The organism is Ruegeria hyattellae (assembly GCF_041537925.1).
Classification (GTDB): domain Bacteria; phylum Pseudomonadota; class Alphaproteobacteria; order Rhodobacterales; family Rhodobacteraceae; genus Ruegeria_C.
On sequence record NZ_JBGOSH010000026.1, the window covers coordinates 12,130 to 34,342 of the forward strand.

The 22,213-nt window shown below is 61.4% G+C and carries 17 protein-coding genes and 1 pseudogene; 13 read left to right on the forward strand and 5 right to left on the reverse strand.

Annotated elements, in window-relative coordinates; genetic code table 11:
* Positions 1-107 precede the first annotated feature (107 nt).
* Positions 108-2,963: an aminomethyl-transferring glycine dehydrogenase gene (gene gcvP / locus AB1E33_RS28565; protein WP_372580618.1), complete on the forward strand. Its 2,856-nt coding sequence runs from the start codon at positions 108-110 to the stop codon at positions 2,961-2,963.
* A gap of 75 nt (positions 2,964-3,038) precedes the next feature.
* Here gcvP and AB1E33_RS28570 read toward each other — a convergent pair whose 3' ends face one another.
* Together AB1E33_RS28570 and AB1E33_RS28575 are read right to left on the reverse strand one after the other, a co-directional pair.
* Positions 3,039-3,332, reverse strand: a complete 294-nt coding sequence (locus AB1E33_RS28570; protein WP_372580619.1) for a DUF1330 domain-containing protein — start codon at positions 3,330-3,332, stop codon at positions 3,039-3,041.
* Positions 3,325-4,017 (reverse strand): GntR family transcriptional regulator, encoded by a 693-nt coding sequence (locus AB1E33_RS28575; RefSeq protein ID WP_372580620.1) that lies wholly within the window; start codon positions 4,015-4,017, stop codon positions 3,325-3,327. Before AB1E33_RS28575 ends, AB1E33_RS28570 begins: the two co-directional genes overlap by 8 nt.
* Positions 4,018-4,120: 103 nt before the next feature.
* Here AB1E33_RS28575 and AB1E33_RS28580 point away from each other — a divergent pair, with 103 nt between their 5' ends.
* The 5 genes from AB1E33_RS28580 to AB1E33_RS28600 are packed head-to-tail and all read left to right on the forward strand — an operon-like array spanning position 4,121 to position 8,955.
* Positions 4,121-4,723: an amino acid synthesis family protein gene (locus AB1E33_RS28580; RefSeq protein WP_372580621.1), complete on the forward strand. Its 603-nt coding sequence runs from the start codon at positions 4,121-4,123 to the stop codon at positions 4,721-4,723.
* Entirely contained in the window at positions 4,695-5,507 is an 813-nt protein-coding gene (locus AB1E33_RS28585) for an alpha/beta fold hydrolase (RefSeq protein ID WP_372580622.1), read from the forward strand. Before AB1E33_RS28580 ends, AB1E33_RS28585 begins: the two co-directional genes overlap by 29 nt.
* On the forward strand, positions 5,504-6,439 hold the full coding sequence (locus AB1E33_RS28590; protein WP_372580623.1) for a flavin reductase: 936 nt from the start codon (positions 5,504-5,506) through the stop codon (positions 6,437-6,439). Before AB1E33_RS28585 ends, AB1E33_RS28590 begins: the two co-directional genes overlap by 4 nt.
* A 3-nt stretch (positions 6,440-6,442) precedes the next feature.
* Complete coding sequence (locus tag AB1E33_RS28595) at positions 6,443-7,480, forward strand: LLM class flavin-dependent oxidoreductase (RefSeq protein ID WP_372580624.1); 1,038 nt, start codon at positions 6,443-6,445, stop codon at positions 7,478-7,480.
* An 11-nt stretch (positions 7,481-7,491) separates the two neighbouring features.
* Positions 7,492-8,955 carry an aldehyde dehydrogenase gene (locus tag AB1E33_RS28600; protein ID WP_372580625.1) on the forward strand — a complete coding sequence of 488 codons (1,464 nt, stop codon included), beginning with the start codon at positions 7,492-7,494 and terminating at the stop codon, positions 8,953-8,955.
* Between the two features lie 23 nt (positions 8,956-8,978).
* On the opposite strand, the gene AB1E33_RS28605 is transcribed toward AB1E33_RS28600, so the two are convergent.
* On the reverse strand, positions 8,979-11,417 hold the full coding sequence (locus tag AB1E33_RS28605) for a GcvT family protein (protein ID WP_372580626.1): 2,439 nt from the start codon (positions 11,415-11,417) through the stop codon (positions 8,979-8,981).
* A 199-nt stretch (positions 11,418-11,616) separates the two neighbouring features.
* Between AB1E33_RS28605 and AB1E33_RS28610 the strand changes: the two genes are divergently transcribed.
* Positions 11,617-13,128, forward strand: a complete 1,512-nt coding sequence (locus AB1E33_RS28610; protein WP_372580627.1) for a trimethylamine methyltransferase family protein — start codon at positions 11,617-11,619, stop codon at positions 13,126-13,128.
* 11 nt (positions 13,129-13,139) lie between these two features.
* On the opposite strand, the gene AB1E33_RS28615 is transcribed toward AB1E33_RS28610, so the two are convergent.
* Positions 13,140-14,114 carry a LysR family transcriptional regulator gene (locus AB1E33_RS28615; protein ID WP_372580628.1) on the reverse strand — a complete coding sequence of 325 codons (975 nt, stop codon included), beginning with the start codon at positions 14,112-14,114 and terminating at the stop codon, positions 13,140-13,142.
* Positions 14,115-14,219: 105 nt separating this feature from the next.
* Entirely contained in the window at positions 14,220-14,864 is a 645-nt protein-coding gene (locus AB1E33_RS28620) for a response regulator transcription factor (RefSeq protein WP_372580629.1), read from the reverse strand.
* 218 nt (positions 14,865-15,082) lie between these two features.
* Between AB1E33_RS28620 and AB1E33_RS28625 the strand changes: the two genes are divergently transcribed.
* From AB1E33_RS28625 to glyA, 6 genes and pseudogenes are all read left to right on the forward strand, one after another.
* Positions 15,083-16,324, forward strand: coding sequence for a pyridoxal-phosphate-dependent aminotransferase family protein (locus AB1E33_RS28625; RefSeq protein ID WP_372580630.1), 1,242 nt, complete (start codon positions 15,083-15,085; stop codon positions 16,322-16,324).
* 15 nt (positions 16,325-16,339) lie between these two features.
* The gene (locus tag AB1E33_RS28630) at positions 16,340-17,536 is read left to right on the forward strand and encodes a malate--CoA ligase subunit beta (RefSeq protein ID WP_372580631.1); all 1,197 of its coding nucleotides are present in this window, start codon (positions 16,340-16,342) and stop codon (positions 17,534-17,536) included.
* Positions 17,536-18,426 carry a succinate--CoA ligase subunit alpha gene (gene sucD, locus AB1E33_RS28635; protein WP_372580632.1) on the forward strand — a complete coding sequence of 297 codons (891 nt, stop codon included), beginning with the start codon at positions 17,536-17,538 and terminating at the stop codon, positions 18,424-18,426. The genes AB1E33_RS28630 and sucD overlap by 1 nt, the downstream gene beginning before the upstream one ends.
* A complete protein-coding gene (locus AB1E33_RS28640) occupies positions 18,426-19,397 on the forward strand; it encodes a 2-hydroxyacid dehydrogenase (protein ID WP_372580634.1) in 972 nt (323 codons plus the stop codon). Before sucD ends, AB1E33_RS28640 begins: the two co-directional genes overlap by 1 nt.
* The gene (locus AB1E33_RS28645) at positions 19,397-22,027 is read left to right on the forward strand and encodes a phosphoenolpyruvate carboxylase (protein ID WP_372580633.1); all 2,631 of its coding nucleotides are present in this window, start codon (positions 19,397-19,399) and stop codon (positions 22,025-22,027) included. Before AB1E33_RS28640 ends, AB1E33_RS28645 begins: the two co-directional genes overlap by 1 nt.
* A 20-nt stretch (positions 22,028-22,047) precedes the next feature.
* Positions 22,048-22,213 (forward strand): annotated as a pseudogene (glyA, locus tag AB1E33_RS28650) (serine hydroxymethyltransferase); the annotation flags it as partial.

Genomic DNA, 22,213 nt, shown 5'->3' on the forward strand with positions numbered 1-22,213 from the left:
GGGCTCCGCTGGTTCGGGCCTGAAACTGTCCCCCGGACAGTTTCCTGAACGGCCCTCACTCCCCGCCGGATCGCCGCCGGGCCTGACCAATCCATAGGAGCGCTGCAATGGCCTTCAAACTGACCGACTACGAAGCCTATGACTTTGCCAACCGCCGCCATATCGGTCCCAGCCCGACCGAGATGCGGGACATGCTCAAGGTGATCGGCTTCACGACGCTGGACCAGCTAATCGATGCTACCGTCCCTCCCGCGATCCGGCAAAAAGAGCCGCTGGACTGGGGTCCGGCGATGACGGAACGCGACGCGCTCTTTCACATGAAAGAAGTAGCGAGCAAGAACAAGGTTCTGACATCGCTGATCGGTCAGGGCTATTACGGCACCACAACGCCGGCGCCGATTCTGCGCAACATTCTGGAAAATCCGGCCTGGTACACGGCCTACACGCCTTATCAGCCCGAGATCAGCCAGGGCCGGCTTGAGGCGCTGTTGAACTTCCAGACCATGGTCAGCGACCTGACCGGTCTGGACGTGGCCAATGCCTCGCTGCTGGACGAGGCGACCGCAGCGGCGGAAGCGATGTCGATGGCCAAACGCGGCGGCCGGTCCAAGGCCAACAATGCCGCTTTCTTTGTCGACAAGAACTGCCACCCGCAGACCATCGCGGTTATTAAAACCCGCGCCGAGCCTCTGGGCATCGACGTACAAGTCGCCGATCCCGACACAATGGATGCAGGCGCGGTGTTTGGCGCGATTTTCCAATATCCCGGCACGCATGGTCATGTGCGTGACTTCTCGGCAGAGATTGCGGCGCTGCATGAACACAAGGCGATTGCCATCGTGGCGGCTGACATTCTGTCGCTGGCGCTGCTGAAATCGCCCGGTGAAATGGGCGCGGATATCGCCATTGGCTCGACTCAGCGCTTTGGAGTGCCGATGGGTTATGGCGGACCGCACGCCGCATACATGGCGACCACCGACAAGCTGAAGCGTGCGATGCCGGGCCGGATCATCGGCGTGTCGATCGACAGCCGTGGCAACAAGGCTTATCGCTTGGCGCTGCAGACTCGCGAACAGCATATCCGGCGTGAGAAAGCCAACTCGAACGTTTGCACCGCGCAGGCGCTGCTGGCCGTCATTGCCTCAATGTATGCCGTTTATCATGGACCCGACGGCATCAAGGCCATCGCGCAATCGGTGCATCGCAAGACCTCGCGCATGGCTGCCGGTCTGGAGGAAGCGGGCTTTGCGGTAGAACCCGAGGTGTTCTTCGACACGATCACGGTCGAGGTCGGCCACCTGCAGAACGTGGTGATGGAGGCCGCCGTGGCCCGGGGTGTCAATCTGCGCAAGGTCGGCGATACGAAAGTGGGCATCAGTCTGGATGAACAGACCCGGCCTGAGACCATCGAAGCCGTTTGGGGTGCCTTCGGCATCGACCGCAAGGACGACAGCTCGAACAAGGTCTACCGACTGCCCGATTACGCCTTGCGCGAAAGCGAATATCTGACCCACCCGATCTTCCACAAAAACCGGGCTGAGGCCGAGATCACCCGCTATATGCGCCGTCTGGCCGACCGCGACCTTGCGCTGGACCGCGCAATGATCCCGCTGGGGTCCTGCACCATGAAGCTGAACGCGACGATCGAGATGATCCCGGTCACCTGGCCCGAGTTCGGCAACCTGCACCCGTTCTGCCCCGAAGATCAGGCGCAGGGTTACCACGATATGATCGCTGATCTGAACGACAAGCTGTGCCAGATCACCGGCTATGACGCGATCTCCCAGCAGCCCAACTCGGGCGCGCAGGGGGAATATGCTGGGTTGCTGACCATCCGCAACTACCACGCGTCGCGGGGTGAGCCGCACCGCAATGTCTGCCTGATCCCGACCTCGGCGCATGGCACCAACCCGGCCTCGGCCCAGATGGTTGGCTATCAGGTGGTGCCGGTGCAGGCGGATGAGAAGGGCAATATCGACCTGAACGATTTCCGTGCCAAGGCCGAGAAGCACTCCGATCATCTGGCCGCCTGCATGATCACCTATCCGTCCACCCATGGCGTGTTCGAAACCACCGTGCAGGAGGTCTGCCAGATCACCCATGACCATGGCGGGCAGGTCTATATCGACGGCGCCAATATGAACGCCATGGTCGGCCTGTCGCGTCCGGGGGATATTGGCGGCGATGTCAGCCACCTGAACCTGCACAAGACCTTCTGCATCCCGCATGGCGGCGGCGGCCCCGGCATGGGCCCGATCGGCGTCAAGGCGCATCTGGAGGAACACCTGCCCGGCCATCCGGAATATGGAAGTGCCGTGGGTCCGGTCTCGGCGGCACCCTTCGGCTCTCCGTCCATTCTGCCAGTCAGCTGGGCCTATGTGCTGCTGATGGGCGGCGCGGGTCTGACACAGGCAACCAAGGTGGCGATCCTGAATGCCAACTACATCGCGGCGCGGCTCAAGGATGCCTATCCGATCCTCTACACTTCGGAAACCGGCCGGGTGGCGCATGAATGCATTCTGGATACCCGCCCGCTGGACGCCGAGGCGCATGTCACCGTCGACGACATCGCCAAGCGTCTGGTCGATAGCGGCTTCCACGCGCCGACCATGTCCTGGCCCGTGGCCGGCACCCTGATGGTCGAGCCGACGGAATCAGAGCCGCAGGACGAGCTGGACCGGTTCTGCGACGCGATGCTGTCGATCCGGGACGAGGCGCAGCAGATCATCGACGGCAAGATCGATGCGGAAAACAACCCGCTCAAGAACGCGCCGCATACCGTGCGCGATCTGGTGGGCGACTGGGACCGGCCCTATACCCGCGAACAGGCCTGTTTCCCGGCCGGTTCGTTCGGGGTCGACAAGTACTGGTCACCGGTCAACCGCGTCGACAATGCCTATGGCGACCGCAACCTGATCTGCACCTGTCCGCCCATGTCGGACTACGAGGACGACGCGGCCTGAGCGTTCCCGCTCCCTGTCCCGCCGGCTTGTGCCGGCGGGATACAATACGCGTGGGGGTGCAACCGCAAGGCGCGTTCAGACACCCTCGATCAGTGCAATATCTGCCTGACAGGCGCCTGCGCGTTTTGCCCGCGCGGCGCGATATTCGTCAGAGGCATAACAGGCGCGGGCCTGCTCCATACTATCGAACTCGATGATGACGCGTCGCTGCCAGTCTCGGCCTTCCAGGGTTTCCGCGCTTCCCCGCGCCAGAAATCGCGCGCCATACTTGCGGAAGGCGTCCGGCGCGATCGCCTGATAGCTCTGATAGGCGTCGGGATCGGTTACCGAGACATTGGCAATCCAGTATGCTTTGGGTGGCTTAGTCATCTTCGGCCTCTTCCTCTTCAGCAAGCAGACGTTTCGCGATGGCGGTCGTGTCATCCAGATGGCGTTCAACCGCCGCACGCGCTGCAACGGGATCGCCAGAGATGATGGCAGCGCAGATCGCCTCCATATGCGCGATGCCGGGTCGTTCACGATCGGTCGAGGACAGCGTCATCATGCGCAAGCGGCTGATCCGCCCATTCAGGCGCTGTACCACTTCCCAGGCGATATGGTGCCCGGCGCCGTCAAAGATCTCGGAATAGAAATCTGCCGTCGCGCGGAACAGCACACCGGGCGTTTGGTCTGAGAAGGCGCGTTTGAGCTGTGCCAGCGATGTGTTCAGATCGCGGGCGCGGGCGGGCGTAATTTTGCGGGCGCATGCTTCGGCTGCGGCAGTCTCAAGCATGCGGCGGATATCGTAGATCTGCCGTGCGTCCTCGCGATTCATGATGGCCACGATCGGGCCGCGCCCGGGCAGGATTTCGACCAGCCCTTCGGCCTCGAGATAGCGGATGGTTTCCCGGATCACTGTCCGGCTGACACCCAGTTGATCGCAGAGCGGGCGTTCGACAAGCCTCTGGCCGGGCTGGAACAATCCTTCGATGATCGCCTCTCGCATGCGGTCCTGCACCATGTCGCGCAGGGTGGCGGGCGGGTGATCGATCTTTGTCAGGCTGGGTGTTGTCATACGCGCGAATCTAACGGGTTGATCCGTAGCGGGCAAGGTATGATTGACATATGGTATTATGGTATACCAAAATACCGGCAATCGAATCTCAAGGACCTCGCCCATGCCCGCCGAAATCCGCAAGACCCTTCTGCATGTTGAAAACACCCTGATCGAAGGCGGCAAACCGGCTGAACAGCCGCTGAAACTGATCGCGGCGGTTGCGGTAATCGCCAATCCCTGGGCCGGGCGCGGTTTCGTCGAGGATCTGAAGCCGGAAATCCACGACTGCGCGCCCGGTCTTGGCAAGATGCTGACCGACATGGTGCTGGAGGTCGCAGGTGGTGGCGACAGGGTCGAAGGCTACGGCAAAGCTGCCATCGTGGGGGTCAATGGCGAGGTCGAGCATGGCTCGGCTCTGATCCACACGTTGCGGTTTGGCAATTTCTACCGCGAGGCGGTGGGTGCAAAATCCTATCTGGCATTCACCAACACGCGCGGTCCGGCCAATGCCGCGATGCAAATTCCGCTGATGGACAAGAACGATGGCGGGCGGCGCAGCCATTATCTGACCATCCAGTTACAAGTCGCCGATGCGCCCGCACCCGATGAGATCATGATCGCGCTTGGTGCGTCGATCGGCGGTCGGCCACATCACCGCATTGGTGACCGCTATCAGGACCTTAGGGAACTGGGCCATGACGTCGACAATCCTGCAGCTGTCTGACCCCTTCGGCCAGGTCGCCTGTCGCGAGAGCGGGCAGGGCGAACCTCTGGTTCTGATCCATGGCGTTGGCATGCAATCGGCGGCCTGGGCGCCGCAGATCGAGGCGCTGTCCGGGTCGCGTCACGTCATCGCGTTGGACTTACCGGGTCATGGCGGCAGCGACCGCATTGCGGCGAGGTCGGAATTGCCGGTGTTCCTGGACTGGCTGCTGGCGGTCTTGGACGCACTGCAATTACCTGCCGTCAGCCTGGCGGGTCATTCCATGGGGGCACTGATCGCTGGTGGATTTGCGGTGCGCCACCCGGAACGTGTCGCGCGTGTCGCCCTGTTGAACGGGGTGTTCCGCCGCGATGACGTGGCGCGCAACTCAGTGATCGCGCGGGCTGAGATGATCCGCGCCGGGGCCTTCGATCTGGACACGCCGCTCAAGCGCTGGTTCGGTGACACCCCTATCGAACGTGCCGCTCGCGATGATGTCGCGGCGTGGCTGGCGGCGGTTGATAACGACGGCTATGCCACTGCCTATGATGCGTTTGCCCGAGGCGATGCGCTTTATGCCGATGGCTATGCGCGGATCACCTGTCCGTTGCTGGCGTTGACTGGAGGCGATGATCCCAACTCGACCCCGGCGATGTCGCGCGCCATGGCCCGGGCCGCCCAACGCGGCACAGCGGAGATTATCGAAAATCACCGGCATATGGTAAACCTGACAGCCCCGGATGCCGTCAACGCAGCACTGCAAACCTGGTTAGAGACCCCAATCGCACAGGGTGAGCCCACATGATAGAATTCGACCCGGAAACCTTGACCAACCCCCGCGCCCTGCGAACCGCGTTCGGCACATACATGACCGGCGTCACGGTTGTCACCACGCAGGACGCGCGCGGCGATCCGTTGGGCTTCACGGCCAATTCCTTTGCCTCGGTCTCACTTGATCCGCCGCTGATTCTGGTCTGTCTGGCCAATACCTCCAGTAACTATGACACTTTCGCCACCACGTCGAAATTCGCGGTCAATATCCTGTCCGAGGCGCAGATCGAAGTGTCGAACGCCTTTGCCCGCCCGGTCGAGGATCGGTTTGCCACCGCGGGCTGGCAGCCGGGGCCGCATGGCGCGCCGATTCTGGATGATGTGTCGGCCTGGTTCGACTGCAGCATGTTCAACCGCGTCGAGGCTGGGGACCATCTGATCCTGATCGGTGCGGTAAAAGCCTTTGATCACACGATCGCGCCTGGGCTGGGCTATGCCCGTGGCGCCTATGTCACCCCTGCTGCCGAGGCGCAGGCGCTCAGCAAACGCACGGGTCTTGTCGTCTCGGCCCTAATCGAACGCGAGGGCAGGATTCTGCTGCAGGACGACGGTGATGGCCGCCTGACCATTCCCAGCACCGATGACGTGGCCGACGGGGCCAACGCGGCGCTAAACAGGCTGATCCGCGACAGCGGGGTGCAGGCGGAACCGGGTTTCATCTACTCGGTCTATCAGGATGAGGCGCGCAAGCATCAGCATATCTCGTTCCTGTGTCAGGCAGAGGAGGGCGAACCGAAAAAGGGCGTGTTCACCGATCTGGGCACCTCGACCCTGATGGATATCGGTGATCCGGCCATCTGCACGATGCTGGAACGGTTCGCCGCCGAAAGCCGGATCGGCAATTTCGGGGTGTATTACGGCAACGAGGTCAGCGGTGAGGTCAAGCCGCTTGCAACCGGGGGATAAGCCATGAAGTTTTCACTGTTTGCGCATATGGAGAGGATTTCTCCGGATCAGGAGCAAAAGCAGTTGTATGACGAGTTCATTAAGCTGTGCAAAATCGCTGATGAGGGCGGCATGCATGCGGTCTGGACCGGCGAGCATCACGGTATGAACTTCACCATCGCGCCCAACCCGTTCCTGAGCCTGATCGACGTGGCGCGGCACACTAAAAATGTCCGTCTGGGCACCGGCACCATCGTTGCCCCGTTTTGGCATCCGATCCGTCTGGCGGGTGAGGCGGCGATGACCGACATCATCACCGATGGCCGTCTTGACCTGGGCATCGCGCGCGGGGCTTACAGCTATGAATATGAACGGCTCATGCCCGGCATGGATGCGTGGGAGGCCGGGCAGCGCATGCGTGAACTGGTGCCTGCGGTGCAAAAGCTGTGGCAAGGGGACTACGCCCATGACGGCGAGTTTCACCGATTCCCCGAGACCACGTCCTCGCCCTTGCCGGTGCAGCCTGGCGGGCCACCGATCTGGGTGGCGGCGCGCGATCCCAACAGCCATGAATTTGCCGTTGCGCAGAGGTGCAATGTGCAGGTGACGCCGCTGTGGAACGGCGATGACGAGGTGGCGGATCTCATGTCGAAATTCAACGCCGCCTGCGTGAAATTCCCGGACATTCCGCGCCCCAAGATCATGCTGCTGCGCCATACCTACGTGGCCGAGGATGCCTCGGATGTGAAGCGCGCCGCGATCGAGCTGAACCGGTTCTATTGCTATTTCGGGGCGTGGTTCATGAACAAGCGCTCGGTCAGTCAGGGCCTGATCGACCCGCTGAGCGACGAAGACATCGCGGCCCACCCATTCTATACGCCCGACAACATGGAGCGCGATCTGATCATCGGCACTGCCGACACCGTGATCGACCGCATCCGCACCTGCGAGGCGCTGGGGTATGATGAATATTCCTTCTGGATCGACTCGAGCATGAGTTTCGACCGCAAGAAAGCCTCGCTGGAGCGGTTCATCAAAGACGTCATGCCAGCGTTTCAATAAGGGGCGGTAAAATGCAGCAATTCCAACAGTATATCGACGGTGCATTCTCGGATGGCTCGGTGCGGTTCGACAGTCTGGACCCGGCCACCGGTCAGGTCTGGGCACGCATGCCCGAGGCCAGCGCCGATGATGTCAGCAAGGCGGTCGAGGCCGCAGAGCGCGCGCTCTTCTCGCCGGAATGGGCGGGGATGACGGCCACGGCGCGGGGAAAGCTGCTGTATCGGCTTGCCGATCTGTTTGCCGATAACGCCCCGCGCCTGGCACAGCTTGAAACCCGCGATACCGGCAAGATCATCCGCGAAACCTCGGCCCAGATTGCCTATGTTGCGGAGTATTTCCGCTATTACGCCGGGCTGGCCGACAAGATCGAGGGGGCGCATCTGCCCATCGACAAACCGGATATGGAGGTCTGGTTGCGTCGCGAACCTATCGGAGTCGTGGCCGCTGTGGTGCCGTGGAACTCGCAGCTGTTCCTGTCAGCGGTCAAGATCGGGCCCGCTCTGGCGGCAGGTTGTACGGTGGTGCTGAAAGCCTCTGAAGACGGGCCTGCGCCGATGCTCGAATTCGCGCGTATCTTTGATCAGGCAGGCTTTCCCAAAGGTGTGCTGAATGTCATTACCGGCGGGCCCGAGACGGGTGCGGCGCTGACCAGCCATGCCAAGGTCGTCCATGTCGCCTTTACCGGCGGTCCCGAAACAGCGCGCCATATCGTCCGCAACTCGGCCGAAAACCTGGCCTCGACATCGCTGGAACTGGGCGGCAAATCACCGTTCATCGTGTTTGAGGATGCCGATATCGATAGTGCGGTGAATGCGCAGGTCTCCGGCATCTTCGCCGCCACGGGTCAAAGCTGTGTCGCGGGGTCGCGACTGGTTGTGCAGGCCTCGATCAAAGAGGCTTTCCTGGCGCGGCTGAAGGAAAAGGCCGAAGCGGTGGTGATCGGTCCACCCGATGACGTGGCGACCGAGGTCGGCCCGCTTTGCACCCGGCGACAGCGCGATATTGCCGTCGATCTGATCGACCGGTCCATCGCCCAAGGGGCCAATCTGGTGACCGGCGGTAAGCCCATCGCGCGCGATGGGTTCTACTTTCCGCCGACCATTCTGGATTGCTCTGACGCGCCAAATGCCGACAGCCTGAGCAACGAGTTTTTCGGGCCGGTCCTGTCCGTCACCACGTTCCAGACCGAGGAAGAGGCGATCGCCATTGCCAACGACACGCGTTTCGGGCTGGCCTCGGGTCTGTTCACTCAGAACCTGACCCGCGCGCATCGCATGATCCGCGCCATCCGGGCCGGGATTGTCTGGGTCAACACGTATCGCGCCGTCAGCCCGATTGCGCCCTTTGGTGGACATGGATTGTCCGGCCACGGGCGCGAAGGCGGAATGCAGGCGGCGCTGGATTACACCAAGGTCAAAGCGGTCTGGTTGCGCACCAGCGACGATCCGATCCCCGATCCGTTTGTCATGCGCTGAAGCCCGGACGCGGCACATCGCGCCTAATCGCGCATCCTGCTGAAATCGGGGTCATAAGGCGAGGGCGCGATGATTTCGGCATTGACCCGTTCGCCACAGAGGTCGAGTTCCATCCGCTCGCCCTCGGAGGAAACACCCGGATCGACAAAGGCATAGGCCAGGTTCAACCCAACCCGGTGCCCCCAATCTCCCGAGGTTACGGTGCCGACAACCCTGTCGCTCCGCATCAGGGATGCACCGCCGTGTGCGGGGGCATGAGTGGCATCGATGTGCAGGGTGACCAGCCTTTTGCGGGGTCCTTCGATCCGGCGCTGCAACAATGCATCTTTCCCAATAAAATCGACGTTCTTGTCCGGCTTGACGAACCGGTCCAGTGCGGTTTCGAACGGATCAAACTCGGTCAGCAGGTCGGCCTTCCAATGCAGGAAGCCTTTTTCCATCCGCATCGACTCGACCGCGCGCGCACCAAAGAGTTTCAACCCATGCACCTCGCCTGCCTGCCTCAGCGCCAGGTAGGCGGCGTAGAGTGAGGTGTTCGGGACATGGATTTCATACGCCAGCTCACCTGAAAAGCTGATGCCCATCACAACAGCCGGGGCAAAACCAACAAAACACTCGCGCAGGCTGAGCCACGGAAAAGCCTCTACCGACCAGTCACCGCGCGCGCAGGTGGATAGCACCGCGCGCGCGTTGGGGCCGGCAAGCACCAGAATGGTGTGATCATTGGTCAGGCTGCGCAGGTGAATATCCTCGTCCTCTGTGACATGCGCCCTGAGCCAGTCCATATCATGACATTCCGCCGCCGCTGCCGAGCCGAACCAGACACGCTCCGGGCCGCGGTCGCTGGCGGGCAGGTTGGCGATGGTAGCCTCGCCTTTGATCATGCCGTGATGGTTCAGCAGGTATCCCAGCCCGACCCGGCCCGCGCGTTTGGTCACCGCGCCGCAGATCATTCGGTCGAGGAAGCTGTGGCGATCTGCTCCGGTGACCTCGATCCGGTTGAAACCGTTGACCTCACAGAGGCCGACATTGTCACGAACGTTCCTGACCTCGGCTGCGACAAGGTCAAACGCCTCGTCGAAAGTGAAGCCAAGTGTGGGGTGAAAATCAGGGCTGGGCTTGATGTACTCAACCCGCTCCCAGCCGTTCACGACGGTGAATGCGGCACCTTCCGCCGACAGCACCGGTGTCAGGGGGGTGGTCTTGGCAGGCCTGCCTGCCGGGCGGTGTTCGTGGGGGAAGTGAAAGCGAAACTCGTTCTGGTAGTCCTCGATCGCCTTCAGCGCGGTCAGTTCCACATTGGCATGGCTGGTAAAGCGGCGCGGGTCCAGACACCAGGTGTCATAGCAGGCCTCGCCATGCACGATCTGCTGGGCCAGCAACCAGCCATGCCCGCCGCCTTCACCAAGCCCCGCCCGCAGCCCAATAATGCAGAACGCATTGCGCTTGCCTGGGATCGGGCCGACCAAAGGCGCACCGTCGATCGTATAGGTGATCGGGCCGTTCACGACGGTATGGATGCCCACTTCGGTCAGGGCCGGCATGCGCGCAAAGGCCCCTTCCAGAACGTCCGTGATGCGGTCCAGATCGTCGGGGCAGAGCGCATTAACGAAATTCGGGTCGATCCCGTCCATGCCCCAAGTCTTGCAATTCTGTTCATAAAACCCAACCAGAAGCCCGTTCTTTTCCTGGCGACAATAGTAATCCGAGATCGGGCAGCGGATCAGCGGCATGCGGTGACCGGCCTGTTTGATGGCCGGGATCTCTTCGGTGAGGAAATACTGATGCTCCATCGAAGCGACCGGATGATGTACATTCATCATCGCGCCGACCTCATTGACCCGGTAGCCGCAGGCGTTGACGATGATATTGCAATCAATGTCGCCCTTCTCGGTGTGCACGGTCCAGGTGTCATCCTTGTGTTGGGTCAGGGCCCTCACCGGCGTGTTCCGGTACACCTCGGCCCCCGCCTTGCGGGCGCGTCTGGCCAGCGCCTGACACAACTGTGCCGGGTCGATATCGCCATCAAGCGGATCCCAAAGCCCGCCCAGCAGGTTGTCCGCCGAGATCAGCGGGTGTCGGCGGGCGCATTCTGCGGCATCGATCGCCTCGAATTCCACGCCCATGCCGCGCGCCATCGAGGCGAAATGCCGATAGCCCTGCATCTGCGCCTCGGTATTGGTTAAGCGCATCCCGCCATCGCCATGGTGGTAGTTGATCGGATAGTCGGGGTCGTCGGCCAATTCCTTGTAAAGGTTGATCGAGTGGGTCTTTAGGCCAACCATGGTCTGGTTCATGCCGAAATTCGTGACCTGTGCGGCGGAATGCCAGGTGGTGCCGCTGGTCAGCTCGTTACGCTCGACCAGAACCACATCGCTCCAGCCCTCTTGTGTCAGATGATAGAGCGTCGAACAGCCCGCAATACCGCCACCGATGACCACTACCTTTGTCCGGGATTTCATGTGTCCGCCTCCGAATTTTGGCCCGACTCCGAAGGAGATTGAGGAGATGAGCAACAAGAAGATCATAATTTCGATAAAACAGAAAAAGATAAACTAATATTTCGGAATAAATAACCCCGACCTTGTCAAAGCGACCCTGATGGCGGTTCGTTGAGACCAGTCGGACTAAGGAGCACCAGATAGAGGAGCCCGTTGACACGTGGGGCGCAGCAAGCGAAGCGGACGAGATGCAAGGCTGGCACAGCGTGCAGCCAAACCACGAGTGGACCCGTGCCCGCCCGGGCAGGTCGGTGGTGCCTACCAGCCTCTGACAACCGCAGACCTTCAGCGAATATTCGACACCGCGCTGGACCTGCTCGAACGGCTGGGAATGGGAGAGGTACCGCAGCGCCTGCGCGACGACTTGCTGGCAGCGGGGGCACGGGACGGCGGCAATGGTCGGGTGGTCTTTCCGCCCGAACTCGTGGGCAAGGCCATCGACAATGCGGCCAAGACATTCGTTCTGCATGGGCGCGACGAATGCCGATCGATCGAGGTTGGCGGAAACCGCGTCTATTTCGGAACCGGCGGAGCTGCCGTGCAGACGCTGGACCTAGAGAGCGGTCTCTACCGGCCCTCCACGCTCAAGGACCTGCATGATTTCACGCGGTTGCAGGACAAGCTGGCCAATGTCGGCTGGTTCACGCGCTGTTGCGTGGCCACCGATGTGCCCGACCCGTTTGATCTGGACGTCAACACTGCCTACGCCCTGATCAGGGGAACAACCAAGCCCACGGCAACCGCCTTCACTCTGGCCGAGCATGTGGCGCCCATTGTCGAGATGCTGGATATTGCCGCAGGTGGCCCCGGCGCGTTTTCGAAACGGCCCTTCATGAAGGCCCATATCAGCCCGGTGATCTCTCCGATGCGCTATGGCGAGGACGCTGTTGACGTGGTCTATGAATGCATCCGGCACAACATTCCCATCTCCTGCATCACTGCCGCGCAGGCTGGCGCCACGGCACCCGCGACGCTGGCTGGGTTCCTGGCGCAATCCCTGGCCGAGACGCTTGCCAGCCTGGTGATGGTCCACGCCATCCAGCCAGGCTTTCCGATGGTGTTCTCGAACTGGCCACTGGTCATCGACCTGCGGACTGGCGCGTTTTCGGGCGGCAGCGGAGAGACCGCGGTGTTGAACGCGGCATCCGCCCAGATGTCGAACTGGCTGGGGCTGCCCTCGGGTGTGGCCTGTTCGATGACCGACGCCAAGGCAATCGACGCCCAGTACGGCATGGAAAAAGGCCTCACATCGCTTGCGGCCGCCCTTGCTGGCGGGAACCTGATCTATGAAAGCTCCGGCATGACGGCCTCGCTGCTTGGGGCGAGTTTCGAGGCGTTCGTGCTGGATGATGAAATGCATTCTCACACCTATCGCGCCCTGCGTGGGATCGAAGTGAGCGAGGCCAATCTGGGCTTCGACGCCATCTGTGACGCGGTCCTTGGCGATGGGCATTTTCTGGGCAGCCAGCACACCTATCAGGCGATGGAACAAGATTATTTCTATCCGTCCCTTGCTGACCGTGATGAGCCGCGCAGCTGGACCGAGAGCGGGGCGGCCGATGCCTGGTCCCGCGCGCGGGCGCGGGCAGGCGACATCCTTCTGACCCACACACCGGCCTATCTGAGTGATGAACAGGACGCGGCCATCCGTGCGCGGTTCAGGATACTATAAGCCCATCGCCTTCAGCTGAGCAGCGCGAAATCATCCTTGAGCCAGGGCGCGATCTCGATCAGAGGGTGGAGTGCGTTTTCGTCGATCAGCGCCCTGGTTTTCCTGTCGATCAGATCAACGACCGAGCGGGAACAATCAGGTGTCGTGACGATGGCCAGTTCCCGCGCAAAGCTTTTGCCGGGAAACGCGTGCATCCTCAGCCGGGATTGGAACCGTTTTGCGCGCGCAAACAACAAGGGTGTCGTTATGGTCCAGCCGGCACCAGCCGCAACCATTGCCATCAGTGTCTGGTTATTGCTGCATTCAAAGGAATGCGACCCGCTGATGCCGATCCGGCGGAGTTGCGCTTCGATCTGGCGCGCGATGATCAGGTTGCTGGAAAAGCGCAGAAACGGCAGCTTGGCACGCCCGTCCACGATGTCAGCGAGCGAACCGTCGGCAGAACGGGGCAGGACCACAATAAACGGGTCACGCAGTAGGGGGCGGTCCTGCAAATCCGCAAACCGCTCAGAGGGGCTTGCGGTAATGCCGAGGTCAAGCTGCCGGTTCCTGAGCATCTCGATCAGGGTATGGCTGGACTCGGTCTGAAAAAGAAAGTCGCAGCGCGGCATCTGTCGGGACAGGTACACTGCCAGTTCCGGCACGATATCACTGTCCAGATCTTCGATGGTTCCCAGCCGCAGATAGCTGGCCTCGGACACGCCGCCAGCCGACGCTTCGGCCTTGGCCCGGCGAATGGACCGCAGCGCGTCGTCGATATTGCGCAGAAACACCTTGCCCTTGGGCGTGAGCACCATCGGCCTGCGGTCATGGTTAAATAACGCGACGCCCAGATGCTCTTCGAGGCTGCGCAGGTGGTGCGAAATGGTGCTGACGGCCAACCCGCTTTCATCCGCCGCCTGCTGCAGCGATCCTTTTTGCGCACAGATCTGAAAAAGCTCCAGCCATTTCAGGCTGAGATCTTTTGGAGCGGATCGTGGGCGCATGGCGATATTCCGGAGCTTTGGGTGTATCTTTGACGTCGGATGACGATCAGTTCTCTATCATATCAGAGTGGTGGGTGGGCTCGGATACTCTCTTTCGGCGATACCTCAGCGATCCGTTCCTTTGGTGCCCGGTATTTGTGACGAGTAATAATAGGCGATTGCCTGCGCGCGGTTCTTCACCGACAGTTTCTCATAGATATTGGACAGGTGGAATTTCACGGTGTTAGTCGAGATCTGCAGCGCCTTCGACAGGTCCCGATTGGACATGCCCTTGGACAGGAATTCGAGGATTGCGCGTTCCTTGCGTGATAGGCTGTGGATCGGATCCTGCTGCATTCGGCGCACATCAATGAATGGGAATACCATCTTGCCCGCCGCCACTTCGGCGCAGGTGTCCAGCAACCCCTCGACCGGCCCCGAACGTGGGGCAAACCCTGCCGCGCCCGCCTGCATGGCCAGTCTTGGCGTATCGCCGGTCGCCTCGCCATAGACCACCAGCCGGGGTGCGCTGTCATGTTCGCGCAACACTTCGATCAGTTTGGCGGCACCCAGCACCGGCAGGTTCCAGTCGACGACACCAACCTGCACCGGCACCCGCATGACCGTACCCAGGAAGCCTTCGGCGGTGGCGGATGTGGCGACCAGAGAGAATCGCGTATCGCGTTCGAAGATCTCTGACATGGCCGACAAAACCAGCGTATTGCTGTCAGCGAGCATGATGTCGACCGGCGTGTTGTTTTTGCCAACCATTTGAAATCTCTTTGTTTATCCCACTATACTACCCGTAAGGATAGGTATTATTGTAGTATACATCGGTATTCTTACACCTTTGGGTAGGTATTCCCCCACCCAATTAGATGCCCGAAAGCAGTAGTAACTGACGTTGTGTCATGGGGCAAGTCTGAGGTTTGCTGGTTCTCAGCACGTGAACCGGGGGCCGTTGCCCCTGCCAGAAATGGGGGCACCCGATGACAGTTCAGATTTTTCCCAGCCTCGAAATTCCCGAGACGCTCGCGGCGGGTCCGGGACCCGGAAACACCGACCCGCGCGTACTGCAGGCCTTTGCCGGAGCCGGTGTTGCCGATCACATGCAGCCCGACGTGCTGCGCGGGATGATCGAGTGCAAGCACATGCTGCGCGCGGTCTGGGGCACCGACAACACCTATACATTTGCCGTGGCCGGAACCGGTTGGAGCGGGCTGGACGCGATGTTCTCGGCGGTGATGCCGGGCGACAGAGTGTTAGCGTTTTCCAACGGCACGTTTTCGGGCATCGACGCGCTGACGCTGCGGATCAAGGCGGCGACACCGGCAGAACATGCGGCAAACCCGCTAGATCCCCAGGCGGCCAGTGTGACGGTGATCGATGTGCCGCATGGCCAGTCGGTGACCAGTGCGATGGTCGAGGCCGCGCTGGCTGAGCACAAACCAAAATGGGCCTTCATGGCTCATTGGGAGACCGGTTCGGGCCGGGTCAACGACCTGCGCGGATTTTCGGATGCCTGTACGCGTCACGGGGCGATGGGGCTGGTTGACGCGGTGTCGTCGCTTGGCGTTGATGATTTCTCGATTGATGACTATCCGGGCGTTGCGGGCTGGGCGTCCTGCCCACAAAAGGGCTTGTGCTGCCTGCCACTGACCTATGCGCCGGTCAGCTTCACCGATGCCTATGTCGCATCGCTGCGGGCCAGTGGCGCCTATAGCTATGTGCACAATCCGATTTTCGAGGCCCGCCATTGGGGTATTGTCGATGGGCAGGATGTGGAAAAGGGCACCTATCACCGGACCCATTCGGGCTATGCCGTCGCAGCCTTCCACGAAGCGCTGCGCCTGACCCTGCAGGAAGGGCTGGCCAAGCGGGCGGGCTCGTATCGTACCCATGAGACGGTTCTGCGCGATGCGGTCACCGCGATGGGCTGCACAGTCACTTCGAACATGCCCAGCCTTGTGGTTCTAAACCTGCCGTCGGAGCTGGCGGGCCGCGAGATGGAGCTGGTGCAGGCCTGCCGGGCCGAAGGGTTCGGAATCTGGCCGACACTCAGCGCGCCGGTGCAGGTGCGGATCGGCATCCTCAATCAACTGAACCGCCAGGCCATCAGCCAGATCGTGCGTCTGTTTGCCGACGCGCTGGTCGCGTTGGGCGGCGAGGTGGATCAGGACGCAATCGAAGCGCTGCTCGAAAGCCGCTACGGCACGTCGATCGCTGCGTGAACGGGAGGAATGCAGATGGATATCCATGAATATCAAGCAAAAGAAGTTCTTTCGAATTTCGGAGTCGCGACCCCGTCGGGGGCCTTGGCCTATAGCCCCGAGCAGGCGGCCTATCGCGCGCGCGAACTGGGCGGCGACAAGTGGATCGTCAAAGCGCAGGTCCATGCCGGAGGACGCGGCAAGGCGGGGGGCGTGAAGCTCTGCAACTCCGAGAGCGAGATCTACGAGGCCTGCGACGCGCTCTTTGGGCGCAAGCTGGTCACCCATCAGACCGGCCCCGAGGGCAAGGGCATCTACCGTGTCTATGTGGAATCCGCCGTACCCATCGACCGCGAGATTTATCTGGGCTTCGTGCTGGACCGTTCCAGCCAGCGGGTGATGATCGTCGCCTCGTCGGAAGGCGGGATGGAGATCGAGGACATCTCGGCCGAAAAGCCAGACAGCATCGTGCGCTCGACGGTGGAGCCCGCCGTGGGTCTACAAGAGTTCCAGGCCCGCGAGATCGCTTTCAAGCTAGGGCTGGAACCAGGGTTGACTCAGCAGATGGTGCGCACACTGCAGGGCTGTTACGCCGCCTTCAGCGAGCTCGATGCCACCATGGTCGAGATTAACCCCCTGGTGATCACCGGCGACAACCGGGTCCTGGCGCTGGACGCCAAGATGAGCTTTGATGACAACGCGCTGTTCCGCCATCCGCAGATCAGCGAGCTGCGCGACAAGTCCCAGGAAGACCCGCGCGAAAGCCGCGCCGCCGACCGGGGACTGTCTTATGTCGGGCTTGATGGCAATATAGGCTGCATCGTGAACGGTGCCGGTCTGGCCATGGCCACGATGGACACGATCAAGCTGGCGGGTGGCGAGCCGGCCAATTTCCTCGATATCGGCGGCGGCGCTTCGCCCGAGCGGGTCGCAAAGGCGTTCCGGCTGGTGTTGTCGGATGACAATGTGCAGGCGATTCTGGTCAACATCTTTGCCGGCATCAACCGCTGCGACTGGGTTGCCGAGGGTGTGGTGCAGGCGTTGCGCGATCTGCAGATCGACATTCCCGTGGTGGTGCGCTTGGCCGGCACCAATGTCGAAGAGGGGCAAAAGATCCTCGCCAAATCCGGCCTGCCGGTCATCCGCGCGACCTCGCTGATGGAGGCCGCCGAGCGCGCCGTGCGCGCCTGGCAAAACGATCTGACCCAAGCGACCAAGATGAGGGCCGTCTGATGAGCATACTTCTCGACCGTGACACCAAGGTGATCGTTCAGGGCATCACCGGGCGTATGGCGCGCTTTCACACCAAGGACATGATGGAATATGGCACCAATGTCGTGGGCGGCGTGGTGCCCGGCAAGAGCGGCGAAACTGTCGAGGGCGTGCCGGTTTTCGACACCGTCAAACAGGCGGTCGCGGCCACCGGCGCCGAGGCCAGCCTGGTTTTTGTCCCACCCCCCTTTGCGGCGGATTCGATCATGGAGGCCGCAGATGGCGGCATCCGCTACTGCGTCTGCATCACTGATGGCATCCCGGCGCAGGACATGATTCGGGTAAAACGCTACATGTACCGCTACCCGCGCGACAAGCGCATGGTGCTCACCGGGCCGAACTGCGCCGGCACGATCAGCCCGGGCAAGGCTCTGCTGGGCATCATGCCCGGCCATATCTACCTGCCGGGTCCCGTCGGCATCGTCGGCCGCTCGGGCACGCTGGGCTATGAGGCTGCCGCGCAGCTAAAGGAACGCGGCATCGGCATCTCGACCAGCGTCGGCATCGGCGGCGATCCGATCAACGGCTCGTCCTTCCGCGATATTCTTGAGCGGTTCGAACAGGATGACGAGACCCAGGTCATCGCCATGATCGGCGAGATTGGCGGCCCGCAAGAGGCCGAGGCCGCCGAATACATCCGCGATCACGTGACCAAACCGGTGGTGGCCTATGTGGCCGGTCTGACCGCCCCCAAGGGCCGCACCATGGGCCATGCGGGTGCGATCATCTCGGCCTTTGGCGAAAGCGCCTCGGAAAAAGTTGAAATCCTCTCGGCTGCCGGTGTGACCGTGGCCGAAAACCCCGCAGTCATCGGCGAGACGATCGCCCGTGTCATGGAAAGGGCAGCGTGATGGTCAAACCCTCCGTTCTTGTCACTCGCCGCTGGCCCGAAGCCGTCGAGGCGCAACTGATGGACAGCTACGACGCGGTCCTGAACAGGGGCGACAAACCCCTGACTCCGGCCGAGATCCGCGAGGCGCTCAATACCTATGACGCGGTGCTGCCAACAGTAACTGACCACCTGACCGCCGAGGCGCTGGATGTGCCCGCTGCAAAAACCAAGATCATCGCCAATTACGGCGTCGGCTACAGTCATATTTGCGAACCTGCCGCCCGCAGTCTGGGCATGACCGTGACCAACACGCCCGACGTGTTGTCCGAATGCACCGCCGATCTGGCGATGACGCTGCTTCTGATGGTCGCGCGCCGCGCCGGTGAAGGCGAGCGCGAAGTTCGCTCAGGCAGCTGGACCGGCTGGCGTCCGACCCATCTGGTCGGAACCAAGGTCAGCGGCAAGACGCTGGGCATCGTGGGCTTTGGCCGGATCGGTCAGGAAATGGCCCGCCGCGCCCATCACGGCTTTGGCATGAAGATCCTGGTGCAGAACCGCAGCAAGGTGGATCCCGCCGTGCTCAACAGATGCGGGGCCGAGCAGGTCGACAGCCTCGACGCGCTTCTGCCGCAGTGCGACTTCGTTTCGCTGCACTGCCCCGGCGGGGCCACGAACCGACATCTGATAAACGGCCGCAGGCTGGATCTGATGAAGCCCGACGCCTACCTGATCAACACTGCACGCGGCGAAGTGATCGACGAGTTCGCCCTGATTCAGGCGCTGTCATACGACCTGATCGGTGGCGCCGCGCTGGATGTCTTCGACGGCGAACCCAGGATCAGCCCCGACCTGCTGCACTGCGACAACCTCGTCATGCTGCCGCATCTGGGCAGCGCCACCCGCGAGGCGCGTGAGGCCATGGGGTTCCGTGTCCTCGACAACCTCAAAGACTTCTTCACTGGCCGCGACCCGCGCGACCGGGTGATCTGATGCAGGCCCTGGCCCGAGACACCAAAGTTTCGCACAACCCTTCGGCCTATGCCGAGGGCCTGCGAACCGAAGTGCGGACGTTATGGCGGAACATTCTGCTGAAACGTGCGCCTCATGTGGTCATCTGGGCCGATGCCAGTCCGCTTGCTCCGATCCCCTCAGGTCCTGAGGCCACGCCATATCTGCAAGCCTTGTCGATCTGGTTTCAATTACTGCGCATCATCGACGAAAACGCAGAAGTACGGAACCGCCGCCTGACCGAAACCCAAAATGGTGCCGACGCAGTCGAAGGCGGATTTGCCAAAGTGCTTTCGGATCTATCCCTGAGTGCAGAACAGACCGAACAACTGTCCCGCGATCTTTTGGCCGGACCCACCTTGACGGCACATCCAACCGAAGCAAAGCGCGTTACCGTTCTGGAAATCCATCGGCGGATTTACCGAAACCTTGTCAGCCTCGAAACCCAACGCTGGACACCTACAGAGAGAGCCGAGTTGTTGAACGGGCTGGAAAGCGAGATTGACCTGCTGTGGTTGACGGGCGAGTTGCGCCTGTCACGTCCCAGCCTGCACGATGAGATCGAGTGGGGCTTGCAGTTCTTCCGCGATGCAATCTTTGACGCCGTGCCACAGGTGATGGATCGGTTCGATCAGGCCTGCCTGCAGGTTCTGGGACAGGCTCTGAAGGCAACACCGAGTATCCGTTTCCATAGCTGGATCGGTGGTGACCGGGACGGCAATCCCAATGTGACAACCGAAATGACCGCTCTCGCGCTGCAACGAGGGCGCGAGACAGCACTGGATTTTTATCGCCAGGCAATTGAACAGGCGGCTGGTCGGCTCAGCATCAGCGCCTTGATCCTGCCGCTACCTGAGCCTCATGCTAAGCGGCTAAAGGCTATCATCGACCAGGCATCAGGCAATATTCGCAATCCAAACGAGCCCTTCCGTCAGGTGCTTAGCGCTATCCGGCAGCGGATGACAGAGGACAGGTACGATCACGTCTCACAATTCGTCAGTGATCTGGATGCGGTTGATGCGGCTCTCTGCTCGGTCAACGCCGATCTTCTGGCGCGACGGCATATCCGACCCCTGCGCAGAGCAGCGTCCGTGTTCGGGTTTCGCACCGCGACGCTGGACATCCGCCAGAATTCGACGGTGACAACCAGCGTGTTGGCAGAGATCTGGGGGCTGTCCGGTCCGGTTCCGGATTATGGTACGCCGGAATGGTCGACCCGCCTGCGCACAGAGCTGGCAGATCAAGATCTTCTGCTCCATTCCCGCGAAGAACTGAGCGATCAAGCTCGGGAATTGCTGGCCCTGCTCGCGCTTGTGCATTCAGTGCGCACAGGACCTGATCCCAAGGCGATGGGTCCCTTCATCTTGTCAATGACCCGGTCGGCTGATGACATCCTGGGGACTTATCTTTTGGCGCGTTATGCGGGGTTCGGGTCGGAAACGCTGGATATATCAGTTGTCCCGCTGTTCGAAACCATCGCCGATCTGCGAAATGCCCCTGCGATTCTATCGGGTGTTTTGAAGGTACCTCTTGCTCGCAGAAGCCTAAAGACAGAGGGCAACGTGATCGAGATCATGCTGGGCTACTCCGACAGTGGCAAGGACGGCGGATTTTTTTGCTCGACCTGGGAATTGGACCGTGCGCAGCGCCGGATCGTTGCTGCACTGACGTCACAGGGCCTTCGAGCTGCTTTTTTTCACGGCCGCGGCGGGTCGGTCAGCCGGGGTGGCGCACCTACCGGGCGCGCCATCGCGGCACAGCCCAGTGGAACCATCTCGGGGCAGTTGCGCATCACGGAACAGGGTGAGGTCGTTTCGGCCAAATATGCCAACCGGGGTACGGCCGCTGCCCATCTGGAATTGTTGCTGTCCAGCACCCTGCGTCACACCGCCGACCGTAACGAAGCCCTTGCCAAGCCCGAGTTCGACGACGCGCTGGATGCATTGTCGGAACTGTCGCAAACGGCATATGTTTCGTTACTCGAAATGCCCGGTTTCCTGGATTACTTCCAAGAGGCAAGTCCGGTCGAGGAGCTTGCGCGGCTTAAGATCGGTTCGCGCCCGACACGCCGTTTTGGCGCTGCCAGTTTGGATGATTTGCGTGCCATTCCGTGGGTCTTTGCCTGGTCCCAGAACCGCCACCTGATCACCGGATGGTACGGATTCGGCGCAGCGATGAGCAGTTTTCGGCGTTTCCGTGGACCGCGCGGAGATGAAGTGCTTCAGGACCTCTTCCAACAGTCCCGACTATTCCGGCTTGCCATCGATGAAATGGAAAAATCGCTCTATCAGACGGATATGGCCATTGCCGCGCAATACGCCGACCTGGTGCGCGACCGTAAAACCCGCCAACATATCTTCGGTGCAATCACAGCCGAATATGCTAGCTGCTGCAACGCGGTGAAATTTTTGACGAACGGGCAGACCATTGGACATCGGTTCCCGCGCCTGTGCGAGCGCTTCGAGCGCAAAAGGCCGGAACTGGACCGCATCCATGCACTTCAGGTGAACCTGTTGCGCCAATCCCGCGACGAAAGCCAGGCCAGCGCGGTTCCGGTGCCGCTTCTTCAATCCATGAACGCCATCTCGGCCGGTCTGGGCTGGACTGGTTGAGCCAAGTGAGGAATTTTGACATGAACGCCCCCCATCGCAATGACGGTTTTTTCACCCAGTCCCTTGTCGACCGCGACCCTGAGGTTTTCGGGTCGATCACATCAGAGCTGGGCCGCCAGCGCGATGAAATCGAGCTGATCGCAAGCGAAAACATCGTCAGCGCCGCGGTGATGGAGGCGCAGGGCT

Excerpts from the sequence above, each read along its gene's own strand:
- gcvP (WP_372580618.1), top strand. The coding sequence starts at position 108 with ATGGCCTTCAAACTGACCGACTACGAAGCCTATGACTTTGCCAACCGC.
- AB1E33_RS28570 (WP_372580619.1), bottom strand. The coding sequence starts at position 3,332 with ATGACTAAGCCACCCAAAGCATACTGGATTGCCAATGTCTCGGTAACC.
- AB1E33_RS28575 (WP_372580620.1), bottom strand. The coding sequence starts at position 4,017 with ATGACAACACCCAGCCTGACAAAGATCGATCACCCGCCCGCCACCCTG.
- AB1E33_RS28580 (WP_372580621.1), top strand. The coding sequence starts at position 4,121 with ATGCCCGCCGAAATCCGCAAGACCCTTCTGCATGTTGAAAACACCCTG.
- AB1E33_RS28585 (WP_372580622.1), top strand. The coding sequence starts at position 4,695 with ATGACGTCGACAATCCTGCAGCTGTCTGACCCCTTCGGCCAGGTCGCC.
- AB1E33_RS28590 (WP_372580623.1), top strand. The coding sequence starts at position 5,504 with ATGATAGAATTCGACCCGGAAACCTTGACCAACCCCCGCGCCCTGCGA.
- AB1E33_RS28595 (WP_372580624.1), top strand. The coding sequence starts at position 6,443 with ATGAAGTTTTCACTGTTTGCGCATATGGAGAGGATTTCTCCGGATCAG.
- AB1E33_RS28600 (WP_372580625.1), top strand. The coding sequence starts at position 7,492 with ATGCAGCAATTCCAACAGTATATCGACGGTGCATTCTCGGATGGCTCG.
- AB1E33_RS28605 (WP_372580626.1), bottom strand. The coding sequence starts at position 11,417 with ATGAAATCCCGGACAAAGGTAGTGGTCATCGGTGGCGGTATTGCGGGC.
- AB1E33_RS28615 (WP_372580628.1), bottom strand. The coding sequence starts at position 14,114 with ATGCGCCCACGATCCGCTCCAAAAGATCTCAGCCTGAAATGGCTGGAG.
- AB1E33_RS28620 (WP_372580629.1), bottom strand. The coding sequence starts at position 14,864 with ATGGTTGGCAAAAACAACACGCCGGTCGACATCATGCTCGCTGACAGC.
- AB1E33_RS28625 (WP_372580630.1), top strand. The coding sequence starts at position 15,083 with ATGACAGTTCAGATTTTTCCCAGCCTCGAAATTCCCGAGACGCTCGCG.
- AB1E33_RS28630 (WP_372580631.1), top strand. The coding sequence starts at position 16,340 with ATGGATATCCATGAATATCAAGCAAAAGAAGTTCTTTCGAATTTCGGA.
- sucD (WP_372580632.1), top strand. The coding sequence starts at position 17,536 with ATGAGCATACTTCTCGACCGTGACACCAAGGTGATCGTTCAGGGCATC.
- AB1E33_RS28640 (WP_372580634.1), top strand. The coding sequence starts at position 18,426 with ATGGTCAAACCCTCCGTTCTTGTCACTCGCCGCTGGCCCGAAGCCGTC.
- AB1E33_RS28645 (WP_372580633.1), top strand. The coding sequence starts at position 19,397 with ATGCAGGCCCTGGCCCGAGACACCAAAGTTTCGCACAACCCTTCGGCC.